13 protein-coding genes and 1 pseudogene are annotated in these 15,279 nt (G+C 34.8%); 6 read left to right on the top strand and 8 right to left on the bottom strand.

What is annotated here, in order from left to right; all coding sequences use genetic code 11:
* Window positions 1–48: 48 nt before the first annotated feature.
* The 3 genes from QRN68_RS17905 to QRN68_RS17895 all read right to left on the bottom strand — a co-directional run bounded on the left by QRN68_RS17905 (window position 49) and on the right by QRN68_RS17895 (window position 2,739).
* Window positions 49–1,086, bottom strand: a complete 1,038-nt coding sequence (locus QRN68_RS17905; protein ID WP_285398265.1) for a beta-carotene 15,15'-monooxygenase — start codon at window positions 1,084–1,086, stop codon at window positions 49–51.
* A 1-nt stretch (window position 1,087) separates the two neighbouring features.
* Window positions 1,088–1,582 carry a MarR family winged helix-turn-helix transcriptional regulator gene (locus tag QRN68_RS17900; protein WP_285398264.1) on the bottom strand — a complete coding sequence of 165 codons (495 nt, stop codon included), beginning with the start codon at window positions 1,580–1,582 and terminating at the stop codon, window positions 1,088–1,090.
* Window positions 1,583–1,851: 269 nt separating this feature from the next.
* Window positions 1,852–2,739, bottom strand: a complete 888-nt coding sequence (locus QRN68_RS17895) for an AraC family transcriptional regulator (RefSeq protein WP_285398263.1) — start codon at window positions 2,737–2,739, stop codon at window positions 1,852–1,854.
* A 109-nt stretch (window positions 2,740–2,848) separates the two neighbouring features.
* Between QRN68_RS17895 and QRN68_RS17890 the strand changes: the two genes are divergently transcribed.
* Window positions 2,849–3,766, top strand: coding sequence for a DMT family transporter (locus QRN68_RS17890; protein ID WP_285398262.1), 918 nt, complete (start codon window positions 2,849–2,851; stop codon window positions 3,764–3,766).
* Between the two features lie 169 nt (window positions 3,767–3,935).
* Window positions 3,936–4,982 (top strand): Cj0069 family protein, encoded by a 1,047-nt coding sequence (locus QRN68_RS17885; protein WP_285398261.1) that lies wholly within the window; start codon window positions 3,936–3,938, stop codon window positions 4,980–4,982.
* A gap of 35 nt (window positions 4,983–5,017) precedes the next feature.
* Here QRN68_RS17885 and QRN68_RS17880 read toward each other — a convergent pair whose 3' ends face one another.
* From QRN68_RS17880 to QRN68_RS17870, 3 genes are all read right to left on the bottom strand, one after another.
* Window positions 5,018–5,650 (bottom strand): LysE family transporter, encoded by a 633-nt coding sequence (locus tag QRN68_RS17880; RefSeq protein ID WP_285398260.1) that lies wholly within the window; start codon window positions 5,648–5,650, stop codon window positions 5,018–5,020.
* A gap of 597 nt (window positions 5,651–6,247) precedes the next feature.
* Window positions 6,248–6,511 (bottom strand): LysM peptidoglycan-binding domain-containing protein, encoded by a 264-nt coding sequence (locus QRN68_RS17875; protein WP_285398259.1) that lies wholly within the window; start codon window positions 6,509–6,511, stop codon window positions 6,248–6,250.
* A 360-nt stretch (window positions 6,512–6,871) separates the two neighbouring features.
* Window positions 6,872–7,483, bottom strand: coding sequence for a polysaccharide deacetylase family protein (locus QRN68_RS17870; RefSeq protein WP_285398258.1), 612 nt, complete (start codon window positions 7,481–7,483; stop codon window positions 6,872–6,874).
* A gap of 225 nt (window positions 7,484–7,708) precedes the next feature.
* Between QRN68_RS17870 and QRN68_RS17865 the strand changes: the two genes are divergently transcribed.
* From QRN68_RS17865 to QRN68_RS17850, 4 genes are all read left to right on the top strand, one after another.
* On the top strand, window positions 7,709–8,695 hold the full coding sequence (locus QRN68_RS17865) for a polysaccharide deacetylase family protein (protein ID WP_285398257.1): 987 nt from the start codon (window positions 7,709–7,711) through the stop codon (window positions 8,693–8,695).
* A 233-nt stretch (window positions 8,696–8,928) separates the two neighbouring features.
* Window positions 8,929–10,890: a DUF3880 domain-containing protein gene (locus QRN68_RS17860; RefSeq protein WP_285398256.1), complete on the top strand. Its 1,962-nt coding sequence runs from the start codon at window positions 8,929–8,931 to the stop codon at window positions 10,888–10,890.
* A 28-nt stretch (window positions 10,891–10,918) separates the two neighbouring features.
* Complete coding sequence (locus tag QRN68_RS17855) at window positions 10,919–12,106, top strand: DUF3880 domain-containing protein (protein ID WP_285398255.1); 1,188 nt, start codon at window positions 10,919–10,921, stop codon at window positions 12,104–12,106.
* 42 nt (window positions 12,107–12,148) lie between these two features.
* Window positions 12,149–13,339: a DUF3880 domain-containing protein gene (locus tag QRN68_RS17850; RefSeq protein WP_285398254.1), complete on the top strand. Its 1,191-nt coding sequence runs from the start codon at window positions 12,149–12,151 to the stop codon at window positions 13,337–13,339.
* 190 nt (window positions 13,340–13,529) lie between these two features.
* Here QRN68_RS17850 and QRN68_RS17845 read toward each other — a convergent pair.
* Together QRN68_RS17845 and QRN68_RS17840 are read right to left on the bottom strand one after the other, a co-directional pair.
* Window positions 13,530–13,724, bottom strand: a pseudogene (locus QRN68_RS17845) (transposase); the annotation flags it as partial.
* Window positions 13,725–14,145: 421 nt separating this feature from the next.
* On the bottom strand, window positions 14,146–14,883 hold the full coding sequence (locus QRN68_RS17840) for a tetratricopeptide repeat protein (protein ID WP_285398253.1): 738 nt from the start codon (window positions 14,881–14,883) through the stop codon (window positions 14,146–14,148).
* Between the last annotated feature and the right edge of the window lie 396 nt (window positions 14,884–15,279).

The raw sequence follows: 15,279 nt of genomic DNA, 5'->3' as shown, positions 1-15,279 counted from the left end.
CTCACGCTTTTTAAGGTTTTGGCCAGTTTTGTCCCAACCACCTTTTTATTATCTAGTATCTTCCATTCCTTGTAAAAGCATATTTCTAAATTCCTGTGCTTGGTCAGCTTTAATGGCAACTTTGTTATAACGTTTTTTAAGTCCAAGCATGAAAGTTACTTCCACAGGTTCTTTCATCTTTAAAATAAACTGTGGATAGGCCTCGCCAAAATCACGTGCTACAAAATCAATTGTATCCTTCGATAATTTCCCTTCCAATTGGTCCTTATCCTCAATAAGCTCTTCAATTTGTTCAAAGCGAATTTCTGCACGTTTCATCAAACCTAACGACAAATACAGCTTATCAGATGTTACATAGACGGGATTTAAACGAATTGCCTGCATATCTGCAATAAAAAATATAACAGAGTATACATTAAAAATAAGCAATAGAATTGAAAGAACCATCGATTTCTCATGTAGCCACCAATGAATCCCAATTGTTTCAATGGCTATTCCATGGATGATCATAATTTGAAAAGCAATATAGCTCGAATTTTTATGTAAGGTTAATCCCGGACGCTCTTTTCTCTTCCAGCTTGCAAAACCGTAGTAAAGAACTAAAAAGTCTGTGCAAAGCATTTGAACAATAAGATGCTTTGGGGCATGTTTATCAACTGCTTGTGGAAATGTGAACATGTCTGGTAAAGTATTTGATCGTACATCCGCTAGAATTCTCGGCATGTAGCGAACAAGAGTTGAAACTAGTAATATTTCTAATAAAATAATCGAACCTTCAATGGCAAATCCAACCCACGTTACCGCAACAAAAGGTTGCAAATATTCTATCGGAATAATAAAACGCGCTGCAATACAACCAGTCGCTGCTAATAGTACCGCTTGTTTTACAGAAAACTTTCCTTTATACAACATGAATAGAACAGGCATAACGAGAAGAAAATCAATTAAAGAGCCTATAACAACTCCATTTGTTTCAAATGGTAAAATTGATAAACCAGGCCCAGTGTTATAAAGCATGTAATTGCTGGCAAGTACCACTAACAAAAAAGCTAGCCATAAATTTTGCTTTTTCTTTAAAGCAATCATATTAAATCTCTCCCTTTTTCAAATGTTGATCGTTTAACTCATCGATAATACCTTCCTTAATTACAATCTGATTTAGTTTCTGAATAATTTTCTTTAATTCCACGACCTCACTTAAATCGAGCTTAGAATAATATTTAGAGATAATAAATCGTTTTATTTCTTCCTCTCGTTCAAAATACTTAGTGCCTAAAGTATCTAGACTTACAAATATTTCACGTCGGTTTTCAGGATTAATACGCCGAGTGACATATTGCTGTTCTTCAAGTTTACTAACCAATTGACCGACAGCACTTGAAGTAATATTCAAATAACTTGCAATCTGTCCTATCGTCACTTGGCTATTTTTTTCAATAAAATCTAATAAAATTATTTGCTTAGGCGATAAATCATCAGTCACTAAATTCTGGTGTAACTTAATGAAATGACTATCCATCGAATAAATGGCATCATTTATCTCCTGCACAAGGTTATATAGAAATTCCTCATCCTTTTTCATTAACAACCCAATCCTTTAAGTGAAATTAATAGTAAAGTTTGCTTTACTATTAATTTCACTTTACTACATTTGGTTATTGCTGTAAATAACGTAAGCATTAAAGACTCTATCCTTTCCCCAATAATTTTCAATATTTTTTCACAAATTGGGATTTGATTCTCTTTTCGCGGGTATTCACTTGCTTCGCGCGGATATTTGCTTCTCCTCCGCGGGCATTCTCTTACTTCGCGCGGATATTGATCTCTCTTCCACGGATATTCTATGCACTACTATCTTTTTTCAATAAACTTTTGTCTATAGACACGCGGCGAGTATCCCGTGTATTCCTTAAACTTCTCGATGTAATAGCTAACTGTACTAAAACCTGTTGTTGCAGCAATTGTCGTGATTGATTGCTCGCTATCACGTAATAGTTCCATGCTTTTGCGAAGGCGGTAATGTAATAAGTATGTGAATGGGGTCATACCGACCATTTTTTTAAAGAAGCGACTGCATTCTTCCCGACTTAAAAAAACATGTGTAGCTAAATTTTCTAACGATACCTTCTCTTGATAATGAGTATGTAAATAATTAAGCATATCTTTCGCTCGCTCATGTTGGACAATAATTGCTGGGTCCAGTATTTCTTCCGTTAACATCGATTGTGACAAAATCGTTTCCCAAATTACTAATAGCTCTCTCCATACTTTTAGCTCATAAAAGATGGCCTTCTCTTGTAGCAATTTTGCTATAACTTCTACTTTTTGTGCCAATTGTCCTGAAAGCTTTACATAAGGCAATCTATTGTTTGCTATGTATGGCAGTACATATTTAGTAGCAAAAATACTCCCCTCATGTCCACCTAAGAGTAATGGATTCACATTCACACAGAGGGTTTTTGCTTGAGCTATATGGTAAGGCTTTGCTTCATGTAACCCTGATGCATTGACAAATAGTCCCTCCCCCTCCTCAACTACAAAGACATCTGCTCCTATACGGTATTCCACACGCCCACTTTTCACATAGACAAATTGAATTTCCTTATGCCAATGTAACGGTATAAAATCTAAACTTTCTAATCGCAGGACAGTCTCGTATAGTGCAACTGGGAATTCCCTCGTCCCATGTAACGTCAGTTCTTGTAAATCCTTCGCAATTTTAATATGTGTTAACGCCACACTTCATCCACCTCAATATATTGATATTTTCAAACATTTAAATCGATATTACTTGTACTTAACTTTCCTTATAATCATCCTATATTGATAGTTTAGGAGATGTTTTCAGATGAATCAATCAGTACAAAAAAATCGTACTCGCGGTTTTATTCTAGTCATTCTAGGGGCAAGTTTTTGGGGGATTGGCGGAACCGTCGCGCAAAAGCTTTTTCAACAGGAAAATATTGAGGTTGGATGGCTCGTTTCTAGTCGACTTCTTTTAGCAGGCCTATTACTAATTGCTGCCTATAAATTTACACATCGTAAGGAATCTATTTTTGTGATGTGGCGTACGAGGCAAAATGCTTTTAGACAAATTTTATTTAGTTTACTCGGAATGCTTGCGGTTCAATATACTTATATGATGTCAATTTCTCTAGGCAATTCCGCAGTGGCTACATTATTACAATATTTAGCACCACTCTTCATAATGGCCTATTATTTCATAACAAAGCACAGTCAATTGACAAGGCAAGATGGCATAGCTGTAACTCTGACACTTGTTGGTACTTTTTTATTACTAACAAACGGCTCGTTATCCACACTTTCTGTTCCATCGATGGCCGTGTTTTGGGGGATTTTATCTGGTCTTTCAGCTGCTTTTTATACATTATATGCCGTATCACTATTACAACAGTTTCACTCATTACTTGTTGTAGGTTGGTCAATGCTTATTGGCGGAATTGTGATGAGCTTTTTCCATCAACCTTGGCAAATTGACATGACAAATTGGGCATTTTCAACAATCACTTATTTTCTTTTTATCGTTATTTTCGGGACAATGCTCGCATTTTGGTTTTATATTGCAAGTTTGAAGTATTTATCGCCAAAAGAAACAAGTTTACTCGGCAGCCTAGAACCCCTTACAGCTGTTATAACAAGTGTGTTTTGGCTTAAAATTGACTTTGGTGGTTTTCAGTTTATTGGAACCTTGCTTATTTTATGTATGATTTTATATCTCACTGTTTTTCAGAAAAAACACTCTTAGAAAGATTTTGTTAAATTTGGATTATTCCAAAAACAATAGTCATTAATTCCTATAACAGCTCATAAAAACTATAAATCTATACATAAAATTTACTTATTTTATATATCTTTTTTCCTTGTCTGTCCAGTATACTGAAATTATCATCAATCATTTTAAAGGGGTATTTTTTATGGATAAAAAAGTTATTTTTTTCGAGGTTCGTGGCGGCACAGATAAGGGTCCTGATGGCTATCGACAAGATACAATGCCAATGGTGAATGCGCTAAAACAACGTGGACAAGATGCAGAAGTCATTTTCTTTGATGTTACAAAAAAAGAGGAAATTTATCATTACGTCAAAGAGCATGGTATTGCCTATGTATCACGTATAAATCCAGGAAACTTACAGCATGAGGAAGAATATTTTGAGATGTTACGCGAGCTATGTAATGCGGGTATCATCGGTATGCCTCATCCAGATGCGATGATTGGCTATGGCTCTAAAGATGTATTATCAAAGCTGTCTTCTACGAATTTAGTACCCGATGATACATTTGCTTATTATACGATTGAAGCATTTAAAGCCCAATTCCCTACCTCTCTCGCTATTAACGAACGTGTTCTAAAGCAAAATCGTGGTTCAACAGGCGAAGGTATATGGCGAGTTAAATTGGTTGAACCTCTTGCTGAAGGCATCACAGAAGTGCCCCTTGATGCGGAGATTAAATGTACAGAGGCAAAAGATAATCACGTGGAATATTGGAAACTTGGGGATTTCATGACGTTCTGTGAACAGTACATTACAGGTCCAAATGGCATGCTAATTGATATGCGCTTCCTTCCTCGTATTACTGAAGGTGAAATCCGCTTATTTATGTTACGTGATAAACCAGTTCACGTAGTTCATAAAAAACCAGCAGATTCCGAGGACGCATTTAGTGCAACATTATTTTCAGGCGCTCAATACCGTTATGATACACCGGAAGACTGGGAAGAACTTGTTCAAAACTTTTTAACCCAACTACCTCTCGTAACTAGTTTACTAGGCAATTATGACTTACCACTTATATGGACAGCTGATTTCATGTTAGATACGAACGAAACTGGCGAAGATTGCTATATTTTAGGAGAAATGAATTGTTCATGTGTAGGCTTCACTTCTGAACTCTCTTTAGCACATCAAGTAGCAGAAGAAATTTTGGCTTGTCTCAATGAAAATATCGATATTTCAGCATAAAATGAAAAAGTGCGATCTTTTTGGGATCGCACTTTTTATATATAGACTTTGATGGCCTGTATAAATTCATAAATAAAATACCCTGCAAAGCCAATTAATAATACGCCCGCTACTATTGTAAACGACTTTATCACCTTACGACTCATCGCTTTGCGGGTAACTGAAACAATGGTCATCAAGCCTAGATCATGTAACAATATGCCACTCAGAACCCCTGCCGCAATTACTAAGAAGCTATCTGACTCTCCCTGCCCATATGATTTGGCTAGTACGACACCGAAAACATTTACCCAAAAAACTAGATTTCCAGGCGAAATTGCTACTAGTAAACCATTACGATAAGAAGTAAAAAACGATTTTGTCCCTTTCTCTCCTGCCAGCGTAATATCATGATCAGCATTTTTTATAGAATCCAGACCTAAAAGAAATAAGAAACCAGCCCCTATAAGCCACATAGGAATTTGAATAATAGGCATTGCTAAAATGGATGCTAGTCCCATATACAAAGCAAAAACCAATACAACATCAATTGTCATGCCACCAAGCCCTACAGCCCAACCATGCATAAAGCCATTTTTTAGTCCTTGCTTTGTCATTTCAACTGTAATGGCTCCAACAGGCATAGCAATCGCAAGTCCTACCAATACATACGCTACATATAAACTCAAACCAACACTTCTTTTCTGTAATCAGATAAGTTTCATACGTCCGTTTATAGTTGTATTATAGCATAAAAATACAAAAATAGAACATTATACTAATATTTATTCATTTCCATGCAATTACTTTATTATTCTATGATGTTATCGGGAAACCTATACCTATTGCTATTTAAGTTTTTTTGAGGCCTATCTGAGCATTTTCGTCTACTAAAAGATTTCACGTGAACATTATTCTTTTTCACTTACAGCCTTTACATAAAGATTTTTAGAGTGAGAGTGCTGTTGATGTCACAAAAGAATATGGAACTGGGTGAAGTTCGGTTTATAAGGTATTGAAGGAAAATAGTTAATCTATATTACCTATTCTATGAGGAACCGTACCAAAAATAGGTGCGGTTTTTGTGTAAAATCCTATTTCCCTTCTTCAAATGTTTATATATCTAAAATAGCAGTGGACTAAAATTAATCATAGTAAATAAATTTTGCAGGCGTGTTGATTGGGAAAAAATAGGTTCATTATTGAGCGGTAAAAGGATTTTTTCGTTACTATTTTTCAGATATATTTCCATTTTAACCAATTGGCGGTTTGTGGCAATAATTGCATTATCCAATCGCCCTGCTTTCAGCTAACATGATACCAAATAATACAGGAAAAGGAATTTCATATTTTATTGAACAATTTCTGATAGGTGTTACCCAATTTAAAATCCGTTCATCTTCTATTATATCTGGAGAGAGAATTATATCATCTATTTCAGGAATTTCTTCCTCTTTTAGTACTTGATCAATAAAAATGGTATCAGAAAAAAGTTGGTTAAGCTCTTTCAGCTGACTGAATTTGACTCCAAATCTTTCTGATATGCCCATAAAGTATCTCCTTTTTTCACAACGTAATGTTTATATTTTCGATTAGATCATTCTGCTTTGTTCCTCAGCTCTCAGGCAAAAAATAATAATCTCACTTTAAAACTGTAAATGTCAAAATAACAATGTACATTTTTGCTAGTCTAAGCATGTACACTTTCGCTGATTAACTACTTTTCTATACAAGTGCGTGAATAATTACAACTTGACACGGAGCCTCTACTCGCACGATTCGATAGCCTAGAACCCAGCTATCCGAACAAGGCTATCATGCTCGCCTCTCCCTGTAAAGTTGTAATATACAAAGGAAATCAAAAATGTACTTGGTTAAACAAGCATTTTTGTACATATTTATTTCAACGTTTATAAAAACAATAACATTTCATTAATCGTTACAATTTTATAATTCATATCCAAAGCTTTTTCAATCATATATGGAAGGGCCTTAAGGGACGATTCGGTTGGGTGCATCAAAATGATAGAGCCATTCTTAATATTAGGGACAATTTTATCAATAATCTCATTTTGGTTTTCAATTTTCCAATCCATTGTATCCAGTGACCATAAGACAGTAACCATCTCAAGACGTGTCGCTATTTCAAGAACTCTCGTATCGAAATATCCATATGGTGGAGTAAAGTATTTAGGCTTAACCCCTAATAGCTCATTGATTATTTCATTGGTTTTAGTAATCTCCATATGAATTTCATCTACTGATAGTGTTTTCATATCCTTGTGAGAATAAGAGTGATTCCCAATCTCATGATTTGAATCTTTAATCATCAGAGCCAATTCAAGATTCTGTTCAATCCACCTTCCTTCGAGAAAAAAAGTAAGGCAAATATCCCTTTTCTTTAGTAATTCTAATAATTTTATTAGATACTCATTTCCCCAAGCTACATTTACGATAAAAGTAATGCTTGGAATGATTTCGTTCCCATGATAGATAGGCATCAAGGATTTTTTATTATTCATATCGTTTTCTCCTTGCTATTGTGATTCTTTAATGTATGTAAAAACAAATAAAAAGATTGTTTATATATCCTACTATTACTCAAACAAAGTTCTAATAATGAAACCCATTTACATTGCGCTGGGCCATCATCTTATACAGCTTTCTAATTAATACATACGATATTTTTGAGGCACTTTGTTATATCAATTTTAAAAATCAGACTAACAGTTGGTGAAAAAAGAAGAATGAACGTACAGAAAATCGATATTTATGTTGACGGCCATCCGATCCAAAGCAATTACTGTGAAAGTAAAGGATATATGATGGTTCCAGCCTTATTCTTTAAGCATACGTATGCCTTAGTAGACTATGATGGAGAAAAACGATCAATAACACTGGAAAAAAATGATATCAAAATAACCTTCTTTAAAGATCAATTTGTGGTCTTAATAGAAAAAGAAAATCAACTAAAAAATGAAACTTTGAAGATTTCGCCTATTGAGATTAATGAAGAAATCTTCATACCGTTTCAATTTGTTACTCAAATACTTAAAATGTCCATTTTGGAGTGTTCAACGGGAGGATCAATCAATTTAAGGACCAATAATTCTGTAAAAAGTAATGAAACAGTTTTTTATAAAGGTCAGAAAAATAAAAAAATGGCCGCTCTAACCTTTGATGATGGACCAGATGATATTTATACACCTCAAATATTAGATATCCTTGAAGAAAAAAAAGTCAAAGCAACCTTCTTTGTGGTTGGTCAACAAGTTAGGTGGCAACCTGAAATCTTTAAAAGAATTATTCGAGAAGGTCATGAAATCGGTAATCATAGTTGGAGCCATCCTAACTTTATAGAGCTAACAACATCGGAGCTGAAAAATGAAATTAAATCCACCGAAACAGAAATTCGTTCACATACAGGAAAATCTACAACACTTTTTCGTCCCCCATATGGTTTTATTACGAATTCGGACATTCAAATCATTAATGAATTAGGTTATAAGATCATCATGTGGTCAGTAGATACACTTGATTGGTCTGGTTTAACAAATGAGGAGATTATGTCGATTGTAAATAGGGATTTAACAGAGGGGGCCATTATATTACAGCATTCCTTTAAAAATATAACAGGCAGGCTCGATGGAACCGTTAAGGCTTTGCCTGAAATTATTGATAAGTTAATAAGAGAAGGTTATGAAATTGTCACGATACCAATGTTACTAGACTAATATTTTAACAGGTGTGTTGATTAACCATTTTTATACATTCGAATTAATTCGAATAGGCTGGTTTCTCTACGGGCTACTCGCTTTCCTGTGGGAGTCGAGTAGCCCTACGCTACAATCAGTTAAAATGGAAATATATCAACAAAATGGTAACAAAAAAATCCTTTTATCGCTTTTTCCTAATCAACACGCCTTATATTTTAATTATCTTTTTCCAACTAAAGAGGAGTGTACTTATGCGCATTTTATTCTTAGAAAGCCATCCAATGTGGATTCATGGATTACCAAATGGATTTATGGATGCGGGGCATGAAGTGAAAATTTCCGGTCCATTGGACGGTCTGGATATTCCTAATCTTATTTCAGAATTTCGACCAGATTTAATCATTACAATGGGATGGGGTCCTGAAAACTCAACGATAGGAAAGCAAAAAAAAATATATGAAAGCACGATAAATGTTAATATTCCTCATGTTTATTGGGCAACAGAAGATCCAACATCCACGGAAATATTTACTGTTCCTTATATTAGCAGAGCCCATCCGGATTTTGTGTTCACGATTTGCCGGGACAGGGTCGATTATTACAGAAGTTTAGGAATCCCTTCGGAGCATTTAGATTTTGGATATCACCCTAAAGTTCATTCTCCGGTAGAGTTTGATCCCCAATATTATTCACCAGTTAGTATTGTTGCGAATGGATATCCAAGAAAACTTTCTTATTTTCCAAATCATTTTCGTCACCAATCAATGAAAAATTTAATTAAACCGTTGATTGAAAATAATATTCAAATAAATTTTTACGGGAATCATTGGGATAATATGGGACCTCTTTTGGGGGTAGAAATCCCAAAAGAATGGATTCGTGGCTATATTGATTACACAATTGCAAATAAAATTTATAGTTCTTCTGATATCATCATTGGCTTGCAAAATCTGCCTACACAACTGACACAGCGAACATATGAAGTACTGGGATCAGGAGGATTTTTGTTAACAAACAGCACCCCTGAAGTCTTGCGGCTCTTTAAATCTGGAAGAGAATTAATAACATCATCATCACCTGAAGAAACAATTGAATTAGTAAATTATTTCCTTCAACACACTAAAGAAAGGGAGAAAATCCAGAAGTATGGCATTGAAACGGTAAACAAACACTCTTATAAAGCAAGAGCCCAATATATGCTAGAAGTTTTAGAGAAAAGTGGAATCTTTAACAAAAGGAAAAGTACCTACAGTTTAAGAATTGAAAGAAAAGTCTACCAACAGGGTAATTTTGAAATCTATAACATTAAAAATGGGGATACTTTTTATCAAATTTCAAAAGAGTTTGGGGTAACAATTGATCAGTTAAAGCATTTAAATGACTTAACCTCAGATATAATCGAAACCGGTCTCCCTTTGAAAATAAGATTAGCTGAAAATAAAGTGAATAAATACGATTATTATACAATTTGTCATGGAGAATCGTTGGGAAAGATCTCAAAGGAGTTTGGTATTTCAGTCGAAGAACTAATAAAAGAAAATGAATTAACATCAGATTTTATCTATGCTGGCCAACTCTTAAAGATTGATAAAAAGTATTTCAAATCAAAAAAGTTACCCTCTGTTCTCCTTTCTAAAGGTTTAAAGGATGACAAAATGATTTCCTTAACATTTGATGCTGGCGATAGTGCAGAAAATACTGAAGCTATTTTAGATGTTTTAAAAAAACATAATATACAAACAACCATGTTTTTAACCGGGGCCTGGGTAGAAAAATTTCCTCATTTTGCGAAAAGAATTGTTTCAGATGGACACGAAATTGCAAATCATTCATATAGTCATCCAGATCTAACGAAGTATTCCAAAAATGAAATCCTATCAGAATTAACACGCACATCTTCGTGTATTGAAAAAGTTCTTGGGATAAAGGGTAGCCCTTTATTCCGCCCACCATTTGGTTATTGGAATAAAATCCTCCTAGAAGCTGCAGGTCAAATCGATATTCCTTTTACAATTTATTGGAGCATAGATACTCTGGATTGGCAAGAACCAACTGCAGATACGATTTTTAGTCGGATTTTTTCAAAGCTTACAGGTAATGACATTGTACTTGCACATTTAAATGGAAAACCTACAGCAGCTGCAATGGATCTCGTCATACCAGAACTAAAAAAACAAGGATATCAGTTAGTAAAAGTAAGTGAAATGCTATGAAACTAAGTTTTTACAGGAAGTGGATATTATGCGTGTATTGTTTCTAGAAAGTGATCCGATGTGGATTTACGGACTTCCAAACGGTTTTTGTGATGCTGGGCATACCGTCATGGTTTCGGGTCCTCTGACTAAAGACAGCATCATGGATATGATATCAAACTTTCAGCCGGACTTAATTTTCACGATGGGACATACAGCAGAACATACAGAAGAAAAACAAAAGATGATTCGAGAGTGTGTCCCATCCACAAATATTCCTCATGTCTATTGGTCTACAGAAGATCCAGGTTATACATTCATCTTTTCCCTGCCTCTAATTCAGACCATTGAACCCGACTTTGTGTTTACCATTTGTCCCTCCAGAGTAGATTTCTATCGAGAGAAAAACATTCCTTCGGCACACTTGGATTTTGGATATCATTCAAGTGTTCATTCCCCTGTGGAAGTTAATGAAAAACATAAGGCTCAGATTGCAATTGTTGCGAACGGTTATCCAATGCTATATAAAAAAAGCCCTGATCACTACCGGTTTAAAGCGCTTCGGTCACTTCTCAGTCCATTTCTGGATGAAAATATAAGAATTGATTTCTGGGGTCGCTACTGGGATCAAATGGAGCATATCCTTGGAAAGAAGATTCCCAATGACTGGATTCACGGGTTTCTTCCATATACCGAGGCAAATAAAGTGTACAGTTCAGCAGAAATTATTTTAGGTATACAAAATCATGATACGCAATTAACACAGCGCACGTATGAAGTGCTGGGGTCAGGTGGTTTTTTACTTACAAATGATACATCTGAAATTAGGAGATTATTTTCCACAGGTAAAGATCTTATCGTAAGTCATTCCTCTAAAGAAACGATTGAACTTGTAAAATACTATTTAAGTCATCCTGAAGAACGTAATAAAGTAAAGAAAGCAGGTATGGAAACCATAAAAAAATACTCTTATGAGCAGCGAGCTAATTATATTATTGAAACACTCATCGATGCTGGTATTCTTTCAAAAAGTGCGAAAAGCTCTGGAGAAGGAAAATTGGTTCATTATGTGGATACATTAAGAGAAAACTACGAAATTTATATTATTGAGCCAAATGATACTTTATCGAGTATATCAAGAAAGTTTGGAGTAAGCATTGAAGAAATTAAGCATTTAAATTGCCTTAAATCAGATACAATTGAGGTTAATCATTTTTTAAAAATAAAAAAGAAATAATTAAATTGTAAACTCTTTTTAGATAATAATAGAGGTGAAACAATGCGTATTCTCTTTTTAGAAAGCGGAGAAATTTGGACTAATAGTTTAGCAAGAGGGTTTCAGGCGGAAGGGCATGATATTCTTATTTCAGGGTCTATAAATAATGAAAATCTATCCAAGATGATTGAAGATTTTAATCCTGATTTTGCTATTACTATCGGTTGGGGAAAGGAGCATACAAAAGATAAGCAAGAGATAATTCGAAAACAGATGGTATCACACAAAATTCCGTTGGTTTATTGGGCTGTCGAAGACCCAGCTTATACAGATGTTTGGTCGATTCCTTTAGTAAATACTATTAAACCTGACTTTATTTTCACATTATGCCCCGATAATGTAGAAACCTATAAACAATTAGGAATACCTTCTGACCATTTAGATTTCGGTTATGAAGAAACGATACACCATCCAACTAATATTCATCCTGAATATGAATCAGATATTGCTATAGTTGCAAATGCATATCCAGATATTTTAGACAAATATCCAGAACATTACCGCCACAGATCTTTGGATATTTTAATTAAACCACTTCTTATGAAGAATATTCGTATTGATTTTTGGGGGAACAATTGGGACAAAATGGCTGATTATTTTGGCTTTGATATACCCAATGAATGGATTCATGGTTTTCTAAATTATAATGATGCAAATAAAGTGTACAGCTCCGCAAAAATTTTATTAGGTTTACAAAATTATCCTGATTTACTGACGCAGCGGACCTATGAAATTTTAGGATCCGGCGGCTTTCTAATGACAGTAGATACACCTGGAGTAAGAAAAAATTTTATACCAGGTAAAGATTTGGTTGTCTCTTTATCGCCAGAAGAAACCGTACAGAAAATTATATACTTCCTTAATCATTCCAAAAAAAGATCACAAATTCAAATACAAGGACGAAAAACTGTTCAAGGCCACTCATATAAAGCCAGAGCAAAACAAATGATAAAAACATTAATTAACAATAACATTCTAAAAACTAGTTTTTATCCAACCAAAGAAAAAGGTGAAATTTTATATTATAGGCCACTGGATGATTACGAAACCTATAAGGTTAATAAGGGAGATACTTTGTATAGAATATCCAGTGAATTTAATGTTTCAATTAAGGATTTAAAAACTTTAAATGGGTTAACATCTGATTTGATTTTTGAGGATCAGATACTAAAAATAAGAAAAAGGATTGTTTAAATCGCATTTAGAAGTCATACGATGAAGCGTATCATAAGAAACTTTAAAATTTATACAAATCGGAAGAAAACATGAATAAAAAAGCTGGGACAAAACTAGCTGTTATCCAGAAAAAAAGAGAAAGTCGTTTCGAGTTCTCTTTTTTCTTGGATTCATTGAGTTATTTCATTTTCTCTATCCTATTTCTCTGTTAATGGGCCGTGTATTTCCGAAGATTTACTGCCATTAATGCAAAGCCCATTTCGTTTTCTACCTTCGATTTTCCATGGACAGAAAATCGAGTAAAACGTAAATCAGCCTTCAAGAATCCAAAAACTGGTTCTACATCAATTTTCCGCTGAAGATAGATGGCACCTGTTTTTTCTTCTGAAAGCGCCCTCGATACATTCCGGATCCAACGAATGCACCAGAATTTGTTTCTGGTGTCCAGGAGATCTTCAATGGACGTACCTTTTGCTGAATTGCTTTACTGTAAGGCATTTCTGGGCTTTGAATAATCGAATAACAAACTAAGTCTGGTCCAGCTACTTAGTCCAGTAATGTAGTAGTATCACGTATGGTTCTAGTCTGCGCAAATTCAAATGCCAGCCTATTTAATGCCTCACTAATATAAGGTCCCATTGGCACGCGACCACGCATAGGCTTTAGGCTGACGATACCGCTGCATAATACTCTATTTCTATTGATATTCAATAATCATTTCCCCACCCATTACAGTAAATCCGTCTAACAGGCTTGAATTTTACCTTTGCATCAGAAAATTGATCTTTTAAGCATGCAATTTTTAAGACAGCTTCCCATTCCTCTTATAACATTTGTTTTCTCCATTGTGATAGCATGTCATTGGATTTCGCTATGTCCATTTTTAATGCAACCTGTTTAGCAGCGCAACGTTTTTTAGCCTTTTCCCAAGCTTCTTCTAAAGCAGGTAAATAGCTTAAATTTTTTGTCGCTGAGACAAGCTGTAAGAAAATGTTTCCTTGTATATAGTACCAGCGAGGGTTCATGCTATCTAACTGTGTAGCTTCTTCAATAAGGCGCAGTGCCAAATACGGACTGCCTTCACTACGGTTCAAATACTGCGCGAAGGCTCCCCAGTAAAGAGCTTTATTTGGCTGTAGTTTTACCGCTTCTGCATATTGCACAAGTGCTTTGTCATGCTCCTTTGCAAGAACAAAATATTCAGCCATTGTATAGTAAGCATTCGCTTGTGCCTCGACCGACCCTGCTAATAATTCATCTACTACTTTACCGAATTGCTTATCATCCTGACTTCCTATATATGCAGCAAGTACATCACGTTCCGGATAAGAGCCATCTGCCCGTTCAACACTTTGCTTCACCTTTTCAGCAGAAGGAACAGGCATATTTGCATAGCCGTTCGCTTCCAACAATTCGACGTGTTGTTGAATTGTTGCGTATGAATCATGATCTGTAAACGTACTATCAGCTAAAAGTGTTTTGGCTAATTGATAGCTTTCTTTCACTTGACCACTTAAAAATAATTCATTTATCTGTTGAACTTCATCAAATTGTTTGACCACTATTAAAATCCTCACCTTCACCAAAAGAAAAGTCTTATAGGTAGTTTACCATCTTTAGAGAGAAAAGGAGCGATTATCATGCTAAAACAAACTAAATAGCAATAATTTTTTTATAATTCTTTTAATTTAAAGTTGAATCATAGACAACGAAGTCTGTTTATTGTATTTAAATCATCCTCTATTAGGGTTCATCACCATAACGTGGGATTGATTTCCGTTTCGAATGGATGCTTTCATGGGGCCGGGATCAGTAGATGTTTTTTGTGCAAAAACGGAACGTAAGCAGCATTGTTTAGTACTGTTGGAATTACTTTTATTTAAATTCATGCGTGTTGATTAGAAAAAAATAGGTTTATTATTGATCGATGAAAGGGTTTTTCTTGTTGCTATTTAGTG

The sequence above is a fragment of the Lysinibacillus sp. fls2-241-R2A-57 genome (assembly GCF_030209535.1).
Taxonomy (GTDB): domain Bacteria; phylum Bacillota; class Bacilli; order Bacillales_A; family Planococcaceae; genus Lysinibacillus.
This window is presented reverse-complemented; position numbering and strand designations above follow the sequence as displayed.

Excerpts from the sequence above, each read along its gene's own strand:
- QRN68_RS17870 (WP_285398258.1), bottom strand. The coding sequence starts at position 7,483 with ATGAATAATAAAAAATCCTTGATGCCTATCTATCATGGGAACGAAATC.
- QRN68_RS17860 (WP_285398256.1), top strand. The coding sequence starts at position 8,929 with ATGCGCATTTTATTCTTAGAAAGCCATCCAATGTGGATTCATGGATTA.
- QRN68_RS17900 (WP_285398264.1), bottom strand. The coding sequence starts at position 1,582 with ATGAAAAAGGATGAGGAATTTCTATATAACCTTGTGCAGGAGATAAAT.
- QRN68_RS17850 (WP_285398254.1), top strand. The coding sequence starts at position 12,149 with ATGCGTATTCTCTTTTTAGAAAGCGGAGAAATTTGGACTAATAGTTTA.
- QRN68_RS17855 (WP_285398255.1), top strand. The coding sequence starts at position 10,919 with ATGCGTGTATTGTTTCTAGAAAGTGATCCGATGTGGATTTACGGACTT.
- QRN68_RS17885 (WP_285398261.1), top strand. The coding sequence starts at position 3,936 with ATGGATAAAAAAGTTATTTTTTTCGAGGTTCGTGGCGGCACAGATAAG.
- QRN68_RS17865 (WP_285398257.1), top strand. The coding sequence starts at position 7,709 with ATGAACGTACAGAAAATCGATATTTATGTTGACGGCCATCCGATCCAA.
- QRN68_RS17875 (WP_285398259.1), bottom strand. The coding sequence starts at position 6,511 with ATGGGCATATCAGAAAGATTTGGAGTCAAATTCAGTCAGCTGAAAGAG.
- QRN68_RS17890 (WP_285398262.1), top strand. The coding sequence starts at position 2,849 with ATGAATCAATCAGTACAAAAAAATCGTACTCGCGGTTTTATTCTAGTC.
- QRN68_RS17905 (WP_285398265.1), bottom strand. The coding sequence starts at position 1,086 with ATGATTGCTTTAAAGAAAAAGCAAAATTTATGGCTAGCTTTTTTGTTA.